This is a genomic window from Marinobacter changyiensis (genome assembly GCF_009193265.1).
GTDB classification, from domain to species: domain Bacteria; phylum Pseudomonadota; class Gammaproteobacteria; order Pseudomonadales; family Oleiphilaceae; genus Marinobacter; species Marinobacter changyiensis.
Genome location: NZ_VZZZ01000006.1, coordinates 302923 through 321975, shown reverse-complemented (window position 1 = coordinate 321975; position 19053 = coordinate 302923). Strand labels below are relative to the sequence as shown.

Below are 19053 nucleotides of genomic sequence, written 5' to 3'. Positions count from 1 at the left end.
TCAACCATCCCGCAGTAACAGCGCCGGATTAAGCCGCAGTGCCCTCAGTGTTGGCCGCAGGCATCCTGGCAAATTTCGACTATGTTGAAAGAAGCATCATCGCAATCCGGTGTGGATAGCCGCCCAACTTTGAGCCCGAACCAGTCATGAATATGACTAACCGCTCCCCCTTACAAATCCTGTTCAGAGTTCTCCGGTGGTCACTGGCAGTTTTCTTCGCGCTAGTGGTCGTTGCGGTACTGGTCATCGAGCTGATGTCATGGAATTTTCTGAAGGGCCCCCTCACCGATCGCGTCGAAGCCATGACAGGCCGTGAAATGGAAATCACCGGTGACATTTCAGTGAGTCTCTTGCCCCGACCTCACCTCGAGGTGGGTCAAATGAAGCTTGCAAGCGCCGACTGGGCCCAGACCCCGGACATGCTGACCGTTGGTGGTCTTGCGCTTAAACCCTCCATCAGCAGTCTACTCAGGGGCGAACTGGCGCTGGATTCTGTGACGATAACGGAACCCACCCTCAACTTGCAAAGCCGCGAGGGGGAACCGGGCAACTGGGTTCTGCCTGCACTGACGGACCAGGGTGCGGGCAAGGAAGAAAGCACCGCTCAAGACGCAAACAGCTCCGGTCTCCCCGTCACCATCCAACAACTCGATGTTTATGATGCGAATATCCGTTACTTCACACCTGAAACGGAGCACCCGCAGATTTTATTACTCGCTTCGTTGAGGCAGGCCGGTGACAGGTTATCCCTGATCGGGGAAGCCGGACTGTGGTCGGCAGGCGAACGTCTGGTGCTGCCCGTCGAACTCTCGGGCGTTACAGATCCGGGATTTGCCGATAGCCAGTGGCGGTTAAGTGATATTCAGGCCAGGGTGGGTGAGGTCCGTATTGATGGCAATATTAGTGTGGATACCGGCTCCAGCCCACTGGCGGTATCCGGAAAACTGCACTCTTCCTCTATCAACGTCACTGATATTCTGGCAGCACTTCCTGAATCACAAGCCACCGACGAGCCCCCGTCGGTGGCCATCCCCGTGCTGCCAGACCTGCGGGGAGACATCCGTTTCGCTGTCGAGCAGCTCATCCTCGAGCCGACAACGTTCAGCAATGTTGAGGTCAGACTGCGCCCGGACCAGCACGAGCTGGTGCTGGAGACTCTGAAATTTGAAGTGGCTGAAGGCCGGGGCGAAGGCAACGCTCGTCTGGTCAGCAACGCCGGATTCATCACCGCCAAAGCCCGGCTCGACCTGCAACAAGTAAACCTGCAGGCCCTGGGCGTGGATGCAGAGCCCAAAACACTCCTTGGCGCCGAACTCGAACTCGGTCTCAACCGGTTGCAGCAGGCGTCTTCCTTCAGTCCGAGGACGCTTCTGGAGCACCTCGATGTGGATGTCGCCAGGGCGTCCTATCGGACGGAAAATCAGGACACGGCGGCCGGCAGTGATCTGGCCCTCAAACTGGAGCAGACCGGAGAACCTAGAACACCTGTGCTCTCGTTAACCGGGAGGTACCAGGGCAAGCCACTGGATGTGACCATCGAGGGGGCGCCCCTGCCGGAACTGGCGGAAGGCCCCGCAAACTACGGGCTAAAGGCCCAGGCCCAAAGCGGTGATCTGATTGCCTGGGCGGATACCCAGCTGGGAGCGCTCCTGACGCCCGCGAATTTCGCCGGTAACCTCGTATTCCAGGGCGATGGTGGCCAGGATCTGGAAACCTGGACAGGCGCTGCATTGCCCGTCCTCCCTGAGTTCCGATTGTTGGGGCGGCTGAGCCGTGACGGGGAACTATGGTCTGTCACCGCCCTCGATGGACACATCGGGGCCAGCAAACTGGAGGGCGAGATCTACTTCCGCAATGGGTCTCGCCCCGTGGTGGATCTTGAGCTTGACGTGGATCGCATTGAACTCGCTGAGTTTACGGAGGAAAACGCACAGCCTGACCCGTCATCAAATGGCAAAGCGGAGCCGGAGGGTGCTGGTTCACCCGTGAAGGCCCTGCGTGCATTCGATGGCCAACTGAATCTGCGCGTAGAAACGCTGGTGCTCCCGGAGGCGCCAGAGGTGACGAACCTGAATCTGTCTGCCAGCCTGGACTCAGGCAGGCTTGAGGTCCAGCCTCTGGATTTCAATATCGCCGGGGGCAGCTTGAGCAGTTTGCTGGCATTGGACGCCACCGGTGAGTCCGCCTCGGGTACCCTTGAGGTTGAGATCAAGACCATCGCCTTGAGCCGGTTCGGAGACACCTTCACACCACTCGAAGAACGTCTGGGCGAACTTTCCGGGCAACTTCATCTCGGCATTACGGAGACCCTTGCGGTCGATCAGAAAGAAGATCTGATACTGCCCTTTATTGGTCGCCTTGTTTTCGAGCCCTCGCAGCTCTCCTTTAGAGATCCGGAAGCCGACACAGACTTGACCTTCAGCCTTCAGACCCGGGGTCTTGACACAGGCGAGCAGGCCTTTCATATCGAGGGCGACGGCGAGTATGACGGTTCACCGTTTTTACTTCGATTTCGCGGCGGTCCCCTGTTAGCCGCCCGGGATCCGGATCGCCCTTATCCCCTCGAGCTGACCAGTGATGTGGTTGATAGCCGCATCCAGGTGCAGGGCACCATTCTACGACCGTTGGCGTTAAAGGGCATGGATCTCGCCCTCGACCTGCAAGGACCCAATCCAAACCGTTTGAGCCGCCTGCTGGGTATACCTCTGCCGGATCTGCCTCCGTACTCCTTATCCGGCGATCTGTCGTTAAAGAATGATCGATGGTCATTCCACAATATCGAGGGTGGAGTCGGTGACAGTGATCTGGGCGGGCAGGTTGCTCTCGATATCAGTACAGACCCTCCGCATCTGACAGGAGAACTACACTCGGAAACCCTTCACTTGGAGGATCTTGGCGTACTGGCGGGTGCGGAACCGGCGTCTCCTGAACTGGAAGACGAGTCGAGCTCAGCAGGTAGTGATGGGGACCGAGACGTACTGCCAGAGCAACCTCTGATCACTGCCGCCTGGCAAGATGTATCCGCTGACGTTCGTTACCGGGGGAAGTCTGTGCAGGCAGCTGACATTCCTCTGAGCAATGTGGTCATCGACGTAGAGCTTGCAGACGGCCACGCCCGCTTCGACCCGGTGGGTTTCGGGGTGGGAGAGGGTCAGGTGGACTTCAACCTTGACATTGATTCCAGACTGACGCCTCCGGAAGGTACACTTCAACTGGAGGTTAAGGCCGTCAATCTCAGCAAGGCACTTAGTGCCTGGGAACTGGCCAAAGACAGCATGGGCACTGTTGCCGGTCAGGGTAAGTTCTGGGTGGCCGGCAACTCCGTCGCCGAGCTGTTCGGCTCGGTCGACGGCGGCTTGGTCATGCTGATGACCCAGGGCAAGCTGAATGCCCTGTTGGTCGAGCTGGCCGGGCTGGATGCCACCCAGTCATTTTTGAGCTGGATGCGCGGGCGGGAGCCTGTCCCGATCGATTGTGCCTATCTTGATCTGCAAGCACGGGACGGTGTCGCCACCATCGACACCCTGGCTATCGATACCACAGATACCAGCTTTACCGGTACCGGGACCGTTAACCTGGCCGACGAGCGCCTGGACATCACCATTACTGCTCACCCGAAGGATGTCAGCGTTCTGTCGGCGCGCACTCCGCTTCATCTCGGTGGCACCTTCAATGAACCGGAACCCGGGCTAGAGACCGAGGATCTGACCATGCAGATAGCCAGCAGTGCTGCCCTGGCTGCCCTGGCCACCCCGGTTGCTGCGCTCTTGCCCCTGCTTGACCTTGGCACAGGGAGTGAAATTCCGTTCTGTGACGGACTGGTAAACCGGTCCGCTGAGTCCATCGATAACAAACAGAAAGACGAAGAGGAGTCCGACAACAATGAAAGTTGAATGTCGTTACCTGGTGCTCTGGCTGATGCTTGTTAGTGGTTGTGCCGGTGTCGACGGGACCGGTATGGCAGAGCAGGATACCCCAGAGGAGGTCCGGCTGAAGGCTGTTCTGTTTGAAGCTGAGGATATCGCCGGTTCTGCCATCAACATAACGATCAACGAGGACGAAATCTTGCTGGAAGGCTTTGTGGAAACGGCCGTTCAGAAACAGCGTGTCGAGGATCTGGTGCGACAGAACAGTGGTAGTGGCAACGTGAACAATCAGATTACGATAAAATAAGCAGTTTATTGAAGACCTTTCTGAGTCCCAAATGAAAAGAGGCGAAAAGCGTGAGCGAGTTCAACATCGCCCTGGTGTTGGTCGGTGCAACGGTACTGGTTATCGGGATGGTTTCCCGGCTGCTGAACCGAAGCATCTTGTCGCTGCCTTTATTGGCATTCCTGCTGGGGGTTCTGGCTGGCCCCGTATTGGGCTGGCTGGACCCCGCCGGGTGGGGCCCGGAGATGAAAATCCTGGAAGAAGTGGCACGGGTGAGCCTGGGGGTCAGCCTCATGGGCATCGCCCTGCGTCTGCCGCCGAGGTTCATTTTCGACCACGGCCGCTCCCTCACGGTCATTCTGGCGCTCGGAATGCCCCTGATGTGGATGATAAGCAGCGGACTGGCACTGGCATTTCTCGATGTGGCGTTAATGACCGCACTCTTGCTGGGGGCTTCTGTGTGCGCCACCGACCCGGTTGTCTCCAGTTCAATTGTCACGGGTGGGGTGGCAACTGATAACCTGCCTGCCCGCTTCCGCCATACTCTGTCAGCGGAGGCCGCCCTTAATGACGGTCTGGCCTTCCCCCTCGTGATGTTGCCGCTTCTGCTGATCAAAAGTTCGGATAGCGCGCTACCGGAATGGTTTGTCCATGTTCTGGGCTGGCAAGTGCTCGGGGCGGTAGTGATCGGCGCCCTGCTGGGGTACCTGACTGGTACAGCCCTGCGCGTGGCGGAAGCCCGCGATCTGATCGACCAACCCTCATTCCTGGTGACAACCCTCGCATTGACACTGCTGGCTCTGGGTGCGGCCAAACTCCTTGGCATGGATAGCATCCTGGCGGTTTTTGCCACCGGCATTGCCTTCGATCAGCGGGTAGGTGGCAAGGATCGTAGTGAGGAAAGCGAAATTCAGGAGGCCGTGAACCTGTTCCTCACCCTGCCGGTATTCATGCTGGTGGGGCTGATGATTCCCTGGTCGGGCTGGCTAAACCTTGGTTGGGCCGGGTTGGGACTGGCTCTGGCGGTGCTGGCGCTGCGTCGCCTTCCGGTGATACTGCTGTTGCGTCCCGCCATCCGGCCATGGCGGGATCTGCCGGTGTCGCTCTTGGCTGGTTGGTTCGGGCCCATCGGTGTGGCTGCGGTATTCTACTCCATGGTGATCTATCATGAGACCGGCAGTGAAACGGTCTGGGTAAGCGCCAGCCTGCTAGTGGCCGCCTCGCTGGTGGTGCATGGCATGAGTGCCGCTCCGGTAGCGAAGTACTATGGTCGTCACTATGAGGCGCGTTAGGGAAATATGAGTGCCGCCTGTCAGCTTCGACACTCGGCTCAACGACATGGGGTTTTGAGCAGTATCCGGACTGCCCGCTCCCCGACGCCTGGCCTCGATCACAAACTCCAGGCCCCGTAGCCGGTGTTGATTGCATCCCGAACTGCGGCGAATACAGTCTTCAATCAATTCCGCACGTAATATTTCAAAGCCTTTCGGGTCACGCCGGGCCAGATCCCTGAGCTCATTGAACGCAGGTATATCCATGACGTTCCTCCTTTCCTGGATTCAAGGAATTCGGGCAGCACAAAAAACCGGGCAGCTCTGATTATATGGGGCCAAAAGCCGCGAAATTTCCTGCTTAACAATCTTCGGAAGCCGGCGATATCAGCTCCCCTTAATATTGCCTTAATCCTCAAAGTCTAGCCTCCGCCGTTCAGCTGCGCTGATATCAATCTCTAACGCCTTTCGATTGCACCGGTGGCCTCGACTCGCGCTGTAATAGCACCAACGGGCAGCGCACCAGGCCGAGCCGACATGTAGCTTGCTCTCAGTGGGTACAAGCTGGTTCAAGGGCCGGACAATTTCGAGCCGGCTGCGCGGGTCACTGACGAGCACAGTCGTCGTAACTATCAACAATGTGAATGGAATAGGCCTTCATAATGATAACAATCGGGTTTCTGCTGACACTCAGCTTTATCGGATCGCTGGCGGCGCTCGGCATTCTGATCTGGGCCATCGCCAATCGTCAGTTTTCCATCAATCAGCAAGACGCGGAGTCCATATTCGAGAAGGGAGAAGTGGGTCAACCGGATGACTCCACCGCTTTTCATGGCGATAAGAGCCAACAACAATAGGGCTTCGACGCGATCCGCGCCCGTATCGACGATTCGGGCCGCAGCGTGGTCATTCTGATGACGGTCGTTGCAGCCATCATGCTGTTACTCGGTTCCGCGTTCGGGGTCCTCGCCTCACTCAAGCTGCACCATGGTCATGTTCGGGGCCTTCTACTATATGCTGCCGTTGCTGACCAAGCGTGAGTGGCCCTGGCCGCGGCTGCTGGTGGTCGGCTTTGCCGTCTACTTCTTCGCGATGTCAATCGGCGGCTGGTTGCAGGGGCTGGGGCTGCTGGAGGTCGGGCATCCGTTCGCCGACATTACCCGGTCGTTGCAGCGCAGTGACGCCGAGGCGGCGCCGACCGGCGCCATCAATCGCCCGGCCTCTGTGGAGGAAGTCTGACATGAATCGTCTGCTTCCCTTGTTCATAGGCGCCATTGCCATCCTGGCCTTAGCCACCCTGATGTTGGTGATCCTGCCGGGTATCCAGATCCATAAGCAGCAACCCTCGGACCAGCTGCAACCCTACACCGAGCGGGAGCTGGCCGGCCGCGAACAGTACGTCAGCCTGGGCTGTGTCTACTGCCACAGTCAGCAGCCCCGCTCTGCCTCCCAGGCCCTGGCCGATGCCGCTCACGGCTGGGGACGGCCTTCCGTGGCAAGTGACTACTACTACTACTACGATGCCCCGCATCAACTGGGCACCATGCGCCCCGGGCCGGACCTGCTCAACGTGGGCGCGCGGCTGCCGAGTGCCGAATGGCACCTTACCCACCTTTACCAGCCCCGGGTGATATTCGACTGGAGCATCATGCCGGCCTACCCGTTCCTGTTCGAGACCAAGGACCAGGCCACGCCAGACGATGTGGTGGTAAAGCTGCCGGTTGAATTCCGGCCAGAAGGGCAGGTGGTGGTTGCCAGACAGGCGGCCCTGGATCTGGTGGCGTACTTGCAGAGTCTGAATCGGAGCTACGCGATCAAAGGCGAATTGAGCAGTATCCGCGACCAAGGCTATGACACGTCGAAGGGAGAGCGGAAATGAAGCGACGTGAGAAGTCGGTCAATCACATAGCCCAGGTAAACGAGAACTTCGAGCCCTGGGAGCCCAACCAGCCGATCCCGATATTCGTGATCGCACTGGTGTTCGCGCTCTCGATCTGGGGCGCGCTCACCTACCTGAGCGAGTTCGGCACCGTCCACGATAAAACCGGGCCGGAAACCAGCCCGGCGGCTCCGTCCACGTCGCCAACGACCGAGGCCCAGGGGCTGGAGAGTGCGTCACCAGAGGTGCTTAAGCTGGTGTACTCCGGCAAAGACAATATGTGGAGCTGCCCATCCTGTCATGGCGCAGCTGGTGAAGGCAGTGCCTCTACCCCACGGCTGGCGGGGCAGGTAGCCGACTATCTCTTTAAGCAGCTGGAGGACTTCCATAACGGCAGCAGGGACGACGCCAGCATGGCATATGTGGTCGATGCGCTCAGAGTGGACGAAAGGCGCGCATTGGCTGACTACTATGCTCAGATCCCGCTACCGTCAGGGGTGGCACCTACCCTGGGTGGCGATCTCGATCGTGGCCAGATCCTTGCCGAGGCGGGCGACTGGGAGCAAAACGTACCGGCCTGTTTCCAGTGCCATGGTGGCAATGGCGAGGGGGTGGAGCCTTCATTCCCGGGCCTGGCCGGACAGCATCCCCAGTACACCTTTGTCCAGCTTGCGAGGTGGCATGCGGGAGCGCGCGGTAACTCACCTCAGGCACTGATGGATGGAATCTCTCAGGCCCTGACCCCCAACGATATGCGCGCGGTAGCGGATTACCTGGCGACATTGCCGTTGGAGCCAGTACAGCAGGCGCACTAGCTTTCCCGGACTTTTGGAGAACCCCGTGACCACGAACTCAACACAAAATGGTGGCCCGAGCCGCACCCTGGGCCGCCTGCTCAAAGCCGGCGCGCTGGGCCTGGTTCTGTTCGCCTTCGGTACGCTGGCGTTTCAGTCTGGTATCTGGAACACGGTTTACAGCAAGGTTAGCGGTATACCGGATACCGATCAGCAAGGGATCGAGGACCAGGCGCTAGCCAACAGGACCGCCATGCAGGCGGCCCGGGAAGCCTGTTTGAAGGACGTCCAGTCCGATCCACCGCCGGTCCCGGTCTCGGCCGACGGCTACTACGCGCCACCGGCGGAGTCGGCCATTCCCGACACGCCGTTCGGCGAGTCGATACGTCGTGGGCGCGATATCTTTGTGAACACCGGCGAACATGCACCCCGGTTCGTGGGCAACAGCCAGTCCTGCGCCAACTGTCACCTGGATGGCGGCCGCAAGGAGCACTCCGCGCCACTCTGGGGGGCCTATCCCCTGTATCCGGCGTTCCGGGGGAAGAATCAGAAAGTGAACACCTTCCAGGATCGGATAAAGGGCTGCTTCACCTATTCCATGAACGCGCAGGCATCGCCCTCCGGCGGGCCTCCACCACTTGGCAGCGACGTCTATGTAGACCTGGAGTCCTACGCCTTCTGGCTCGCCGATGGCGTGCCCACGGGCGCAAAGGTTCCCGGCGCCGGTTATCCCAAGGTGGCAAAAACCGAACTCGGCTATGACTATGAGCGCGGTGAGGAGGTTTTCACAGCGAACTGCGCGCTCTGCCATGGTGATGATGGTCAAGGCCGCCGTGAAGCTGACGGTCGTTTACGCTTCCCGCCGCTGTGGGGAGCCGAAGCCTACAACTGGGGCGCCGGCATGTCGCGTATCAACACCGCAGCGGCGTTCATCAAGGCGAACATGCCGCTGAGCAAGCCCAACAGCCTGACGGATCAGGAGGCCTGGGACGTCGCGGCGTATATCAGCAGCTTTGAGCGGCCCAAGGATCCCCGGCAGACGGGCACCGTGGAGGAGAATCGCGCCAGGTACCATGATGGTGATGATATTTACTATGGCCAGGAAGTGCGCGGCAAGATTCTCGGAGCCGGTGTCAGCCGCGAACAAACTTCCGCTGCCAGCGCCCAGTAGTCGGGTTTTCTGATGGCAAAACCCGCCCCCCTGGATCTGGCCAGCATTCGGCGCGCCCAAAGACTGGTCGTCTCCATTGAAGGCATGTGGTGCGCCGGCTGCGCAATGGCGGTCGAGCGCATCATTGCGCGAACCCCGGGCGTCACCTTTGCCAGTACCAGCTTTACCGGCGGTAGTGCGCTGGTCCGTTGGGAGCGCGAGGACTTCGATCCCCGGGAGATCTTCGAGCGCGTAGCCAAACTGGGCTATCGGGTTGCCCCGCTAATCGAAGTCGACGAGATGGAGCAGCGGATCGACGAACATGCCCGCAAGGTCTGGGTGCGGCTGGCCGTCGCCCTGTTCTTTGGCATGTGGAGCATGCTCGGTTCCATTATGCTCTATGTCGACCCGGTGATTGCCGGCTCTGCTGCCGGCGGGTGGATTGCCCTCGGCGCTGTCGTTGCCGCGCTGCCGGTGCTGACTTACTCGGCCTGGTCCTTCTACCATGCCGGCTGGCGCACCCTGAGGGCAGGGGTGCCGGGCATGGATGCGCTGATATCGTTCGGCGTACTGGCAGCAACTGGCCTCTCGGTCTGGCAGCTTAGCCGTGGCAGCACCGATATCTATATCGATACCGCCACCATGCTGGTGACCTTTCTGCTCTGTGGGCGGTTGATCGAGCTCCATGCCCGGCGCCGCAACTCGGCTGCTGTCAGTGCATTGCGCCAGGCGGTACCGGAAACGGCGCGGCGCCTGCAGGCGGACGGCAGCAGCGAAGAGGTTCGGGCCGCTGATCTTAATCCGGGCGACCGGGTGCTGATCCGTGCCGGCGAGCGTATTGCCGTGGATGGCGTTGTCCTCGACGGCGAGAGCGAAATCGATCGCGCCCTGGTGACGGGACAGTCCCGGCCCTTGCCGATCGTGCCTGGCGCCACCGTGGAAGCCGGGAGTATAAACCTGTCCTGTCAGCTCACTGTCCGGGTCAATGTCGCCTATGGCGGCCGGCTCATCGACCGGATCGGTGTTCGCATGCTCGAACTGTCCGGCGCCAAGAGTACCGTGGCGCTGCAAGCCGAGCGCTTTGCCCGGTGGGTGTTGCCCACGGCACTGCTGCTCGCAATCGCAGCGTTTGCCTATGGCTATGGCACCACCGGCGATGTCTCGGACGCCGCCTTGCGCGCGCTCTCTGTGCTGGTAGCTGCCTGCCCATGTGCCGTGGGGCTGGCCCTGCCGCTTGCCTACGCAACAGCCACCGGAACGGCGGCGCGGCAGGGCATCATGTTTCGCGACCCTGCCTCCCTGGAAGCATTGGCTGGCGCCCGGGAGTTCCTGTTTGACAAGACCGGGACCCTGACGTCTGGTGAGTTGCAGGTGGTGGACATTGTCAGTGATCGCGCCTCCCGCCAGCGCATCTTGCAGCTGGCGGCGCAGGCAGAAACGGGCATAGCCCATCCCATTGCCGATGCCATCAGCCACGCGGCCGAAGACGAAAACGCTGCGGTAGCTGCCAATACCCAGCATGAGGAAGCAGGCCATACCCATCGTCACGCCCGCGGCTCGGTCTGGCAGGACGCCAACGGGGCGCACACGATCATGATCGGTGCACCGAACTGGTTACGGGAGCAGGGTGTGGGGATTCCCGCAGAGAGCAGAGCGTCTTTGCTGGGCACCACCCGGGTGGACCTGGCCCACAATGGCAGTTGGCTGGGACCAATCCTGTTGCGCGACACGCTTCGCCCCGAAGCCCGCCGCGCCATTGAAACCCTCCGGGATGCCGGCCTGACACTGGCTCTGGCAACGGGCGATCAGTTGGACGCGGCGACCGCTTTTGCCTCTGCGGTCGGCCTGGATCCGGAGCGAGTACACGCGGGATGCCTTCCGGAAGACAAGGTCGTGCACCTTGGCAAGGCCGGGAAGCCGGTGGTTTTTGTCGGCGATGGCGTCAACGATGCGCTCGCGCTGGCGGCGGATTGTGGCGTCGCGGTACAGGGCGCCTCGGCCCCCGCGGTCGCCACGGCAGGCGTGGTCATCGCCAGCGGGGGGGTCTCGGGTGTCATCTGTGCCTGGCGCCTGTCGCGTCGGACTCTGGGTATAGTCCGGCAGAATCTGGCCTTCTCGATCGTCTATAACGTCGCCATACTGACCTTCGCCGCCACCGGCACGATTCCTCCCACCGCCGCTGCCCTGGCAATGCTGGCGAGCAGCCTGAGTGTCGTCGCCAATAGCGCAAGGCTCTCCCGCCCCTTGAGGGATGCCTCTTTTAGCAGTTAGCTCGTAACCCTATCGGTTGGCAGGCCCCCCGTACTGGTTTACCATCCTGAGCATGAAATTTGTCATTATTTATTCCTTAGATCCACTGTCATTGGTCTGCTGCGCCAACCCTCAGCCCGGTGAGTTGTTTGCGCCAATCAATGAGAGAGCCTGATGCCGCCGCGTAAACGCTTCCGTGAGTACCTGATTTCCCTGCGCCGGGGGCTGCGTGTGCTGGCAGCGCCGGTAAAAGGCGACAGTGGCCGGGGCGGGTTATTCATCCACCCATATTGCGGCTATGGGTCGAGAAATCGTGTGTTCCTGATGGGGCGGGTGTTCCATCAACCAGGGTTCGGGTCATCCATGCGTGAAGACCGGCTGAAACGCGATCTGGTGGACCTGCTCCGCCGGCTGCTGCGCAAGCCCATTGTAGGTGCGCAGGTGCGGGTAAAGTACAAGGACACCACGACAGTTGTAGTGACGGACCGGCACGGCTTCTTTCGGGTCGATATGAAGCTCGGGGCCATGCCCTCCGACGTAACCTGGCACTCCGTTGAGCTGTCTTTGGACAACCCTGCCGATGAGCGTGCTACAACCACGGGTGAGTTCTTTACGCCCACCCATACCGCTACTTATGGCGTTATCAGTGATATCGACGATACTGTCGTATACACCGGTGTCGCCAATACCGCGAAGATGATGTGGCGACTGTTTGCCCAGGGCTCGGATAGCCGGGTGCTGTTCCCCGGGGTGCCCGAACTGTATCAGGGGTTTTACCAGGGTCGCAGTGGTGAGGATGGCAATCCGCTTGTGTATGTGTCCCGTGCGCCCTGGAGCATCTACCAGGTGCTGGTGGCGCTGTTCCGGATGCACCGGATCCCGAATGGCCCCATTCTGATTCTGCGGGAATGGGGCATGAAGCGTGGCAGCGTCCTGCCCAGACGGGCCCGCGACCACAAACAGGATGCCATCCGTCACGTCCTCGATCTGTATCACACCCTGCCGTTCATACTGGTGGGGGACTCCGGACAGCATGATCCCGAGATTTATACCCGTATTCTCCGGGAGAACCCCGGGCGTATCCTTGCCATCTATATCCGTGATGTCAGCCACGATCCGGCCCGCTCCGAAGCAATAGCAAACCTGGCTCGAGAGGCCGGGATTGATTTTGACGTGATTAGTACAGCGGATAGCGTTCATATGGCTGAGCATGCGGCGGAACAGGGGTTGATCCAGGAGCAGGCCGTGGAGGCTGTGCGGCGTGGTGGAGGGGTGTTTAGAGGATTCCGATGACTTTTCTGCTTACATTACTCCTTCTGGCGGGGTCGGCGCTTCTAGCCTGGCGGTTGCTGGATCACCGGGCTGAACGTAGGGCAATGGCTGAGCTTGTCTCCACGCAACCTTCGCGGCCTCCTCGCTTCTCCCCAGAGATGGTCGCCGAGCTGCCGGAACCCGCGCGCCGCTATTTTCTGTACACCATCGAGTCCGGCACATCACTTTACCCGGTGGCCAGCATCACAATGGCCGGGCGGTTTGGCATGGGTACCAAGGAAACTCCCAACTATCTGGACTTCCGTGCCATGCAGACCCTCGCAATGCCTACCGGGTTCGTGTGGAAAATGCATGCGAATCGTGGTTTGCTGAGACTGTCTGGTTCTGACAGCCAACGCTGGACCCGGTTCTGGCTGATGGGGCTACTGCCAATCGCCCGCGGGGGCAACGACCCCGACCACGCCCGCTCGGCGTTTGGTCGCTATGTGGCCGAAGCCGTGTTCTGGACGCCTGCGGCGGTAGTGCCTGGTCCCGGTATTGTCTGGGAGGGTGTGGGTACCGATTGCGCACGAGTCACCGTAACGTATCGGGGCCTGTCACAATCGGTGGACGTGACCGTCGCGGCAGATGGTCAACCGACACGAGTACGGTTTGAACGATGGAGCAATGCCAATCCTGAGAAGCAGTACGGGCTGCAACCTTTCGGCGGGTATCTCTCCGGATTCCGCTCGTTTGCGGGGTTTCGCCTGCCCACGCAGGTGGAAGCGGGCAATCATTTTGGTACCGATCAGTACTTTCCATTTTTCGTGGCGGAGGTAACCGCTGTAGAGTTTCCCGTTGATAGCTCTTGCCAAGGCCTCGATTAGCGGCGCGTACAGGTCAGATTTCCGCGGTTGGATTTAGGTCAGAGGGAGGGCCTGATGTCCTGGATGGTGATGCTCACGCAGATTCTTCTACCGGTGGCGCTGCTGGGCTGGATCGCGTTTTATCCGGCAGCGGGCTGGCTTGCATGGGGGCTCCAGGTGATCTCGGTCACGGCGGTGCTGCTAGGTATCGGCCTTGCTGCCCTGTGGACCATGCCTCCTTATTGGACGCCTCTTGTCTACGGCCTGGTGTTTGTGGTTATCATCGTCACTCATTTCGTCCGGCGGGTGCACCCAGGCCCGGGATTATGGCGCACTTCAGCTACGAATACGGTTTTGATCCTGATCGTAGCAGCCTTGGGTCTGCTGGGCGGGCACCTTACCTGGCAGGCAATGAAGGGGCGGATGCTGCCGGATGATGAAGTGGTCAATATCGCTCCTCCTTTCGCCCCGGGGCACTATCTTGTCGCCCATGGCGGAAGCACGCCCATGGTCAATGTACATCTCAAGACCCTGGATCAAACAGTCGAGCGTTATCGGCCCTGGCTTGGCCAGAGCAAGGCTCTGGACATCTTCCGGATTACCCGTATGGGGCTTCACAAGGAAGGCTGGCAGCCAACGGACCCCGGAAAATACGAGACCTTTGGCGCGCCGGTTATCGCCCCTTGCTCGGGTGAGGTCGCGCTGGTGGTGGATGGCATAGCGGATATGCCAGTTCCAGACATGGATCGCGATCATATGGCTGGTAACTATGTCGCCATCGACTGTGGTAATTTTTTCGTCATCCTTGCGCATTTGCGCCAGGGCAGTATCGCCGTCGCCACCTCGGACATGGTAGAAACCGGAGATATACTGGCCCGGATGGGTAACTCGGGAAACAGCTCAGAACCGCACCTGCACGTGCATGCCCAGCAGGGGCTACCAGAAGACGCTCCCCTGAGTGGCAAGCCCCTGTGGCTCACCATCAATGATCAGTTTCTCGTACGCAATGACCGACTCCATGTTTTCTAGCATGGCCTGGCTTGCGCCCATCGCTCATATATCGACAGGAGCCTGAATGCCTTACCAATTTGACGACCTGAGAAACGCCTGCCAGTCGGAATGGCGCGCCTACATTGAACACAGTTTTGTGCGCCAGCTCGGAGACGGGTCATTGGCTCCGGAAGCGTTCCAGCATTATCTGAAGCAGGATTATCTGTTCCTGATCCAGTTCGCCCGCGCCTTCGCCCTGGCTGCCTACAAGAGCGCCAATTTATCCGATCTGCGGCAGGCCAAAGAGGGGTTGCAGGCCATTGTGGATGTGGAGCTGGACCTGCACGTCAGTTACTGCAAGGAATGGGGTATATCAGAGGAGGAGCTGGCCCGCCTGCCGGAAGCCCGCGCTACTATTGCCTACACCCGCTACGTGCTCGACACCGGCAACCGGGGCGACCTGCTCGATCTTCATGTGGCGCTTTCACCCTGCATGGTGGGCTACGGCGAGATTGCCAACTGGCTGAACAACCGCGCGGAGACAATCCGGGGCGACCAGAACCCCTACGATGCCTGGATCACAATGTACGAGAGCGATGAATTCCAGCAGGCCATGGCGGCGGAAATAGGCTGGCTGAATGAACGGCTGGCCGATGTTTCCCCCGCGCGGTACGAGCAGCTTACTCGTATCTTCAGGGATGCCACCCGATTGGAGATTGATTTCTGGGAAATGGGGTTGAAGCAGAGTGATTGAAAGAATGACTTGAAGAGTGTTCTGAAGAGTGTCCTGAAGAGTGACTGAAGACGAACGCCCGCAAAAACTGGATAATGGCCGCCATTGAAGGCCATGGCGCGCCAAATTCTTTAATCCGGGTACTCTTGTAATGGAAATCAACGTCAACTTTCTCGACAACCTCAGGCTTGAAGCCAAGTTTGATGATTTCACCGTTGTGACCGATCAGCCCATTCGCTACAAGGGCGACGGTTCCGCCCCCAGCCCTTTTGATTATTTTCTGGCCTCATCGGCCCTGTGTGCAGCCTATTTTGTGCGGGTGTACTGCCTGGCGCGGGACATTCCCACTGAGAACATCCGCCTGTCCCAGAACAACATCGTGGACCCGGAAAACCGCTACAACCAGATCTTCAAGATTCAGGTGGAACTGCCGGAAGACATTTCCGACAAGGACCGGCAGGGTATTCTGCGTTCGATCGATCGGTGTACGGTCAAGAAGGTGGTACAAACCGGACCGACCTTTGAAATCGAACCCGTAGCAAGCCTGGATGCCGATGCCCAGGCTTTGCTGATGACCCAGCCAGAAGGTAGTACTCAAACCTTTATTGAAGGCAAGGACCTGCCCCTGGAGCAGACCATCTCCAACATGACCCGCATCCTCCAGGACCTGGGCATGAAGATCGAGATCGCGTCCTGGCGCAACATTGTGCCCCACGTATGGTCCCTGCACATTCGCGATGCCGCTTCCCCCATGTGTTTCACCAACGGTAAGGGTTCGACCAAGGAAAGCGCACTGTGTTCGGCGCTGGGTGAGTTCATCGAGCGGCTGAACTGCAACTTCTTCTACAACGATCAGTTTTTCGGGGAAGACATCGCCAACCGCGAGTTCGTCCATTATCCGAACGAGAAATGGTTCAAGCCCGGGCCTGACGACGAACTGCCCGAAGGCATTCTGGACGACCACTGTCTGGCGATCTACAACCCGGAGGGCGAGCTGTTCGCCTCCAATCTGATCGACACCAACTCCGGCAAGACCGAGCGCGGCATAGTTTCCCTGCCCTTCGTGCGCCAGTCCGACGGCGAAGTCGTGTACTTCCCCTCCAACCTGATCGAGAACCTGTTCCTCAGCAACGGCATGAGTGCGGGCAACACCTTGCAGGAGGCCCAGGTTCAATGCCTGTCGGAAATCTTCGAGCGGGCGGTGAAAAAGCAGATCATCGAGGAAGAGCTGGCCCTGCCGGACGTGCCTCAGCATGTGTTGGAAAAATATCCGAACATCCTGGAAGGGGTGCAGGCGCTGGAAGCCCAGGGTTTTCCGACCCTGGTCAAGGATGCCTCTCTGGGTGGCCAGTTCCCGGTGATGTGCGTCACCTTGATGAACCCGCGAACCGGCGGCGTATTTGCTTCCTTTGGCGCCCACCCCAGCCTGGAAGTGGCGCTGGAGCGCAGCCTGACCGAACTGCTGCAGGGCCGCAGCTTTGAAGGCCTGAACGATGTGCCACCGCCCACCTTCAACAGTCTGGCAGTGACCGAGCCCAACAACTTTGTGGAACACTTCATTGATTCCACCGGCGTGGTGTCCTGGCGCTTCTTCAGTGCCAGATCCGATTACGATTTCTGCGAATGGGATTTCTCCGGCACCAACGAGGAAGAGGCGGCTGGCCTGTTCAATATCCTGAAAGAGCTGGGTAAGGAATCCTACGTGGCTGTTTACGAGGAACTGGGCGCACCGGTGTGCCGCATTCTGGTACCGGGCTATTCAGAGATTTACCCGGCCGATGACCTGGTCTGGGACAACACCAACAAGGCCCTGGACTACCGCGAAGCAATCCTCAATCTCCACACCCTGGACGATGAGGAACTGGCCAATCTGGTGGAGCACCTGGAAGAGAGCCAGATCGACGATTATACCGACATCATTACCCTGATCGGCATCGAGTTCGATGAAAATACGGTATGGGGCCAGCTAACGATTCTTGAGCTGAAATTGTTGATTAACCTTGCCTTGCAGCAGCATGAAGAGGCCCTGGAACGAGTCGAGGCTTTTCTGCAGTTCAATGACAACACGGTGGAGCGCAACCTGTTCTATCGAGCGGCGAACGCGGTGCTGGAAATCACCCTGGACGATGAGCTGGAGCTGAGCGACTACCTGGTTAACCTCAGACGTATGTTTGGTGAACAGACCATGGATGCCGTGGTTGGCTCAGTGGATGGCTCGGTTCGATTCCACGGCCTGACCCCGACCAACATGCAACTGGACGGCCTCGACAAACATCACCGCCTGATCGAAAGCTACAAAAAACTGCACGCAGCCCGTGCCACTATTGCAACTGACTGACCTTCAGTATGCCCTGGTGACCTATCGGGGCTTTCGCGAAGGCCAGAAGCGGGCAATGGCAGGCTTCACACTTATGCCATGAACCAGGATCGACAACGCCACCACGACCAGGACCAGGTGAATCAATTCCAGCGCTATATCCTCTGGTAGCCCGTGCTGGATGGCGTACATCAGATAGTACAGCGACCCGATACCCCGAACCCCGAACCAGCCTGCCAGGTTACGCAGGCGCATGGGCGCCTTGCTTCCCAGCAAGCCGAGGTGAACGCTGACCGGGCGGGCGACGAAGAACAGGAAAGCCGCGAAGCCCACGGCCCGCCAACTCCAGGAATCCCAGAACAACGAACCGCCGATCATCAGAACAAGCAAAATTTCAGCCAGCCGTTCAAGGTGTTCGTTGAACACCAGAGAGCTTTGGTGGATATGGGCGAACGGTTGGGGTTCATCTCCCGGTTGCGCCTTCCCAGAGGTCGCACCCGAGTAATTCTGTTTGAGACCGGTCATCCTCAGCTCAGTATGCCTCAGAGCGACAGCCGCGCTGAAAACCGCCAGAAAACCCCAGGCCTCCACTAATAAGCTGGTGCCGTAAGCAAAGGCAATAAGTCCGAGACCCAGAAAACTCTCCAGAAACTCAGTGCCGGAAAATGTCTTCCGCATTTTCTGGACTAACCAGCCCACGCCACAGCCGGCCAGAATACCGATACCAATCCCTGCACCACTGGCCCACACCACATCCACGAGCATCCAGCGCCAGCCCGAGTCACCAAGATCGTGCAAGCCCAGCAACCCCAGGCCGAGCATCACGAAGGGGAATGCGCTGCCGTCATTCATGCCGGCCTCGCAGGTAAGTCCAAACCGTAACTGGTCATTGTCATCGGCATGGCGAACCTGTACCTCGGTGGCCAGTACCGGGTCGGTAGGCGCCACCACGGCACCGAGCAACACTGCGGCACCCAAAGGAAGTGCGAGCCAGTAGTAGCCAAAGAGCGTCACCAGGCCCACGGTCAACGTCATGGAAATAACCGCCAGTTGCAGGGGGTTCCGCCAGAGTTTGAACGTAACCGGGGCCGGCATCTTCACCCCGGCACAGTACAGCGAAATCAGTACCGCAATTTCAGTCAGCAGCTCCATCAACGCCGACTCTTGCAGCGGATTAAAATGAAACAGGTTAAAACCCATAGGCCCCAGAACCACTCCGATAAGCAGATACAAGATGGCCGAGGTGGCGGGCACGGTTTTGATAAAGGCGGCGGTAAAGCCCACGATCAATAACAATGAGCCCAGCAAAATAAACCAGGTAGCGGTGGTCATAGCGACTCTGTAATTGATTGTGTTTTCGGGGAGATGCAATGTTTTGAACGTCTTACGATGCACTCTTT

The 19053-nt window shown here is 59.2% G+C and carries 16 protein-coding genes; 14 read left to right on the top strand and 2 right to left on the bottom strand.

What is annotated here, in order from left to right; all coding sequences use genetic code 11:
• The first annotated feature begins 146 nt into the window (after positions 1–146).
• From F6Y09_RS17255 to F6Y09_RS17245, 3 genes are read left to right on the top strand one after another with little or no spacing between them, the layout of a single operon-like run.
• A complete protein-coding gene (locus tag F6Y09_RS17255) occupies positions 147–3893 on the top strand; it encodes an AsmA family protein (protein ID WP_152208178.1) in 3747 nt (1248 codons plus the stop codon).
• Positions 3883–4173, top strand: coding sequence for a BON domain-containing protein (locus F6Y09_RS17250; protein ID WP_152208177.1), 291 nt, complete (start codon positions 3883–3885; stop codon positions 4171–4173). The genes F6Y09_RS17255 and F6Y09_RS17250 overlap by 11 nt, the downstream gene beginning before the upstream one ends.
• A 50-nt stretch (positions 4174–4223) precedes the next feature.
• Positions 4224–5444, top strand: coding sequence for a cation:proton antiporter domain-containing protein (locus tag F6Y09_RS17245; RefSeq protein WP_152208176.1), 1221 nt, complete (start codon positions 4224–4226; stop codon positions 5442–5444).
• Here the strand turns inward: F6Y09_RS17245 and F6Y09_RS20890 are convergent.
• Positions 5361–5690, bottom strand: a complete 330-nt coding sequence (locus F6Y09_RS20890) for a DUF3135 domain-containing protein (protein ID WP_152208175.1) — start codon at positions 5688–5690, stop codon at positions 5361–5363. The two genes, F6Y09_RS17245 and F6Y09_RS20890, sit on opposite strands and share 84 nt — an antisense overlap.
• A gap of 395 nt (positions 5691–6085) precedes the next feature.
• On the opposite strand from F6Y09_RS20890, the gene F6Y09_RS17235 reads away from it, so the two are divergent.
• The 11 genes from F6Y09_RS17235 (at position 6086) to F6Y09_RS17185 (ending at position 17674) form a co-directional block, all read left to right on the top strand.
• On the top strand, positions 6086–6280 hold the full coding sequence (locus F6Y09_RS17235; RefSeq protein ID WP_152208174.1) for a hypothetical protein: 195 nt from the start codon (positions 6086–6088) through the stop codon (positions 6278–6280).
• Positions 6281–6410: 130 nt separating this feature from the next.
• Entirely contained in the window at positions 6411–6662 is a 252-nt protein-coding gene (locus tag F6Y09_RS17230; RefSeq protein ID WP_152208173.1) for a hypothetical protein, read from the top strand.
• A gap of 1 nt (position 6663) precedes the next feature.
• A complete protein-coding gene (locus F6Y09_RS17225; protein WP_152208172.1) occupies positions 6664–7302 on the top strand; it encodes a cbb3-type cytochrome c oxidase subunit II in 639 nt (212 codons plus the stop codon).
• Positions 7299–8117, top strand: coding sequence for a c-type cytochrome (locus F6Y09_RS17220; RefSeq protein ID WP_152208171.1), 819 nt, complete (start codon positions 7299–7301; stop codon positions 8115–8117). Before F6Y09_RS17225 ends, F6Y09_RS17220 begins: the two co-directional genes overlap by 4 nt.
• 25 nt (positions 8118–8142) lie before the next feature.
• A complete protein-coding gene (locus tag F6Y09_RS17215; protein WP_152208170.1) occupies positions 8143–9267 on the top strand; it encodes a c-type cytochrome in 1125 nt (374 codons plus the stop codon).
• 12 nt (positions 9268–9279) lie between these two features.
• Positions 9280–11517, top strand: a complete 2238-nt coding sequence (locus F6Y09_RS17210) for a heavy metal translocating P-type ATPase (protein WP_152208169.1) — start codon at positions 9280–9282, stop codon at positions 11515–11517.
• A gap of 153 nt (positions 11518–11670) precedes the next feature.
• Entirely contained in the window at positions 11671–12789 is a 1119-nt protein-coding gene (locus F6Y09_RS17205; protein ID WP_152208168.1) for an App1 family protein phosphatidate phosphatase, read from the top strand.
• Positions 12786–13634 (top strand): DUF6544 family protein, encoded by an 849-nt coding sequence (locus tag F6Y09_RS17200; RefSeq protein ID WP_152208167.1) that lies wholly within the window; start codon positions 12786–12788, stop codon positions 13632–13634. Before F6Y09_RS17205 ends, F6Y09_RS17200 begins: the two co-directional genes overlap by 4 nt.
• 54 nt (positions 13635–13688) lie before the next feature.
• The gene (locus F6Y09_RS17195) at positions 13689–14642 is read left to right on the top strand and encodes a M23 family metallopeptidase (RefSeq protein ID WP_152208166.1); all 954 of its coding nucleotides are present in this window, start codon (positions 13689–13691) and stop codon (positions 14640–14642) included.
• 46 nt (positions 14643–14688) lie between these two features.
• Positions 14689–15357 carry a thiaminase II gene (gene tenA / locus F6Y09_RS17190; protein ID WP_152208165.1) on the top strand — a complete coding sequence of 223 codons (669 nt, stop codon included), beginning with the start codon at positions 14689–14691 and terminating at the stop codon, positions 15355–15357.
• Positions 15358–15487: 130 nt separating this feature from the next.
• The gene (locus F6Y09_RS17185) at positions 15488–17674 is read left to right on the top strand and encodes an OsmC domain/YcaO domain-containing protein (RefSeq protein ID WP_152208164.1); all 2187 of its coding nucleotides are present in this window, start codon (positions 15488–15490) and stop codon (positions 17672–17674) included.
• A 21-nt stretch (positions 17675–17695) separates the two neighbouring features.
• Here the strand turns inward: F6Y09_RS17185 and F6Y09_RS17180 are convergent, their stop codons facing one another.
• On the bottom strand, positions 17696–18985 hold the full coding sequence (locus tag F6Y09_RS17180) for a cation:proton antiporter (protein WP_152208163.1): 1290 nt from the start codon (positions 18983–18985) through the stop codon (positions 17696–17698).
• Positions 18986–19053 lie beyond the last annotated feature (68 nt).

Coding starts and splice junctions, on each gene's coding strand:
- F6Y09_RS17255 (WP_152208178.1), top strand. CDS start 147: ATGAATATGACTAACCGCTCCCCCTTACAAATCCTGTTCAGAGTTCTC.
- F6Y09_RS17250 (WP_152208177.1), top strand. CDS start 3,883: ATGAAAGTTGAATGTCGTTACCTGGTGCTCTGGCTGATGCTTGTTAGT.
- F6Y09_RS20890 (WP_152208175.1), bottom strand. CDS start 5,690: ATGGATATACCTGCGTTCAATGAGCTCAGGGATCTGGCCCGGCGTGAC.
- F6Y09_RS17235 (WP_152208174.1), top strand. CDS start 6,086: ATGATAACAATCGGGTTTCTGCTGACACTCAGCTTTATCGGATCGCTG.
- F6Y09_RS17230 (WP_152208173.1), top strand. CDS start 6,411: ATGGTCATGTTCGGGGCCTTCTACTATATGCTGCCGTTGCTGACCAAG.
- F6Y09_RS17225 (WP_152208172.1), top strand. CDS start 6,664: ATGAATCGTCTGCTTCCCTTGTTCATAGGCGCCATTGCCATCCTGGCC.
- F6Y09_RS17220 (WP_152208171.1), top strand. CDS start 7,299: ATGAAGCGACGTGAGAAGTCGGTCAATCACATAGCCCAGGTAAACGAG.
- F6Y09_RS17210 (WP_152208169.1), top strand. CDS start 9,280: ATGGCAAAACCCGCCCCCCTGGATCTGGCCAGCATTCGGCGCGCCCAA.
- F6Y09_RS17205 (WP_152208168.1), top strand. CDS start 11,671: ATGCCGCCGCGTAAACGCTTCCGTGAGTACCTGATTTCCCTGCGCCGG.
- F6Y09_RS17200 (WP_152208167.1), top strand. CDS start 12,786: ATGACTTTTCTGCTTACATTACTCCTTCTGGCGGGGTCGGCGCTTCTA.
- F6Y09_RS17195 (WP_152208166.1), top strand. CDS start 13,689: ATGTCCTGGATGGTGATGCTCACGCAGATTCTTCTACCGGTGGCGCTG.
- tenA (WP_152208165.1), top strand. CDS start 14,689: ATGCCTTACCAATTTGACGACCTGAGAAACGCCTGCCAGTCGGAATGG.
- F6Y09_RS17185 (WP_152208164.1), top strand. CDS start 15,488: ATGGAAATCAACGTCAACTTTCTCGACAACCTCAGGCTTGAAGCCAAG.
- F6Y09_RS17180 (WP_152208163.1), bottom strand. CDS start 18,985: ATGACCACCGCTACCTGGTTTATTTTGCTGGGCTCATTGTTATTGATC.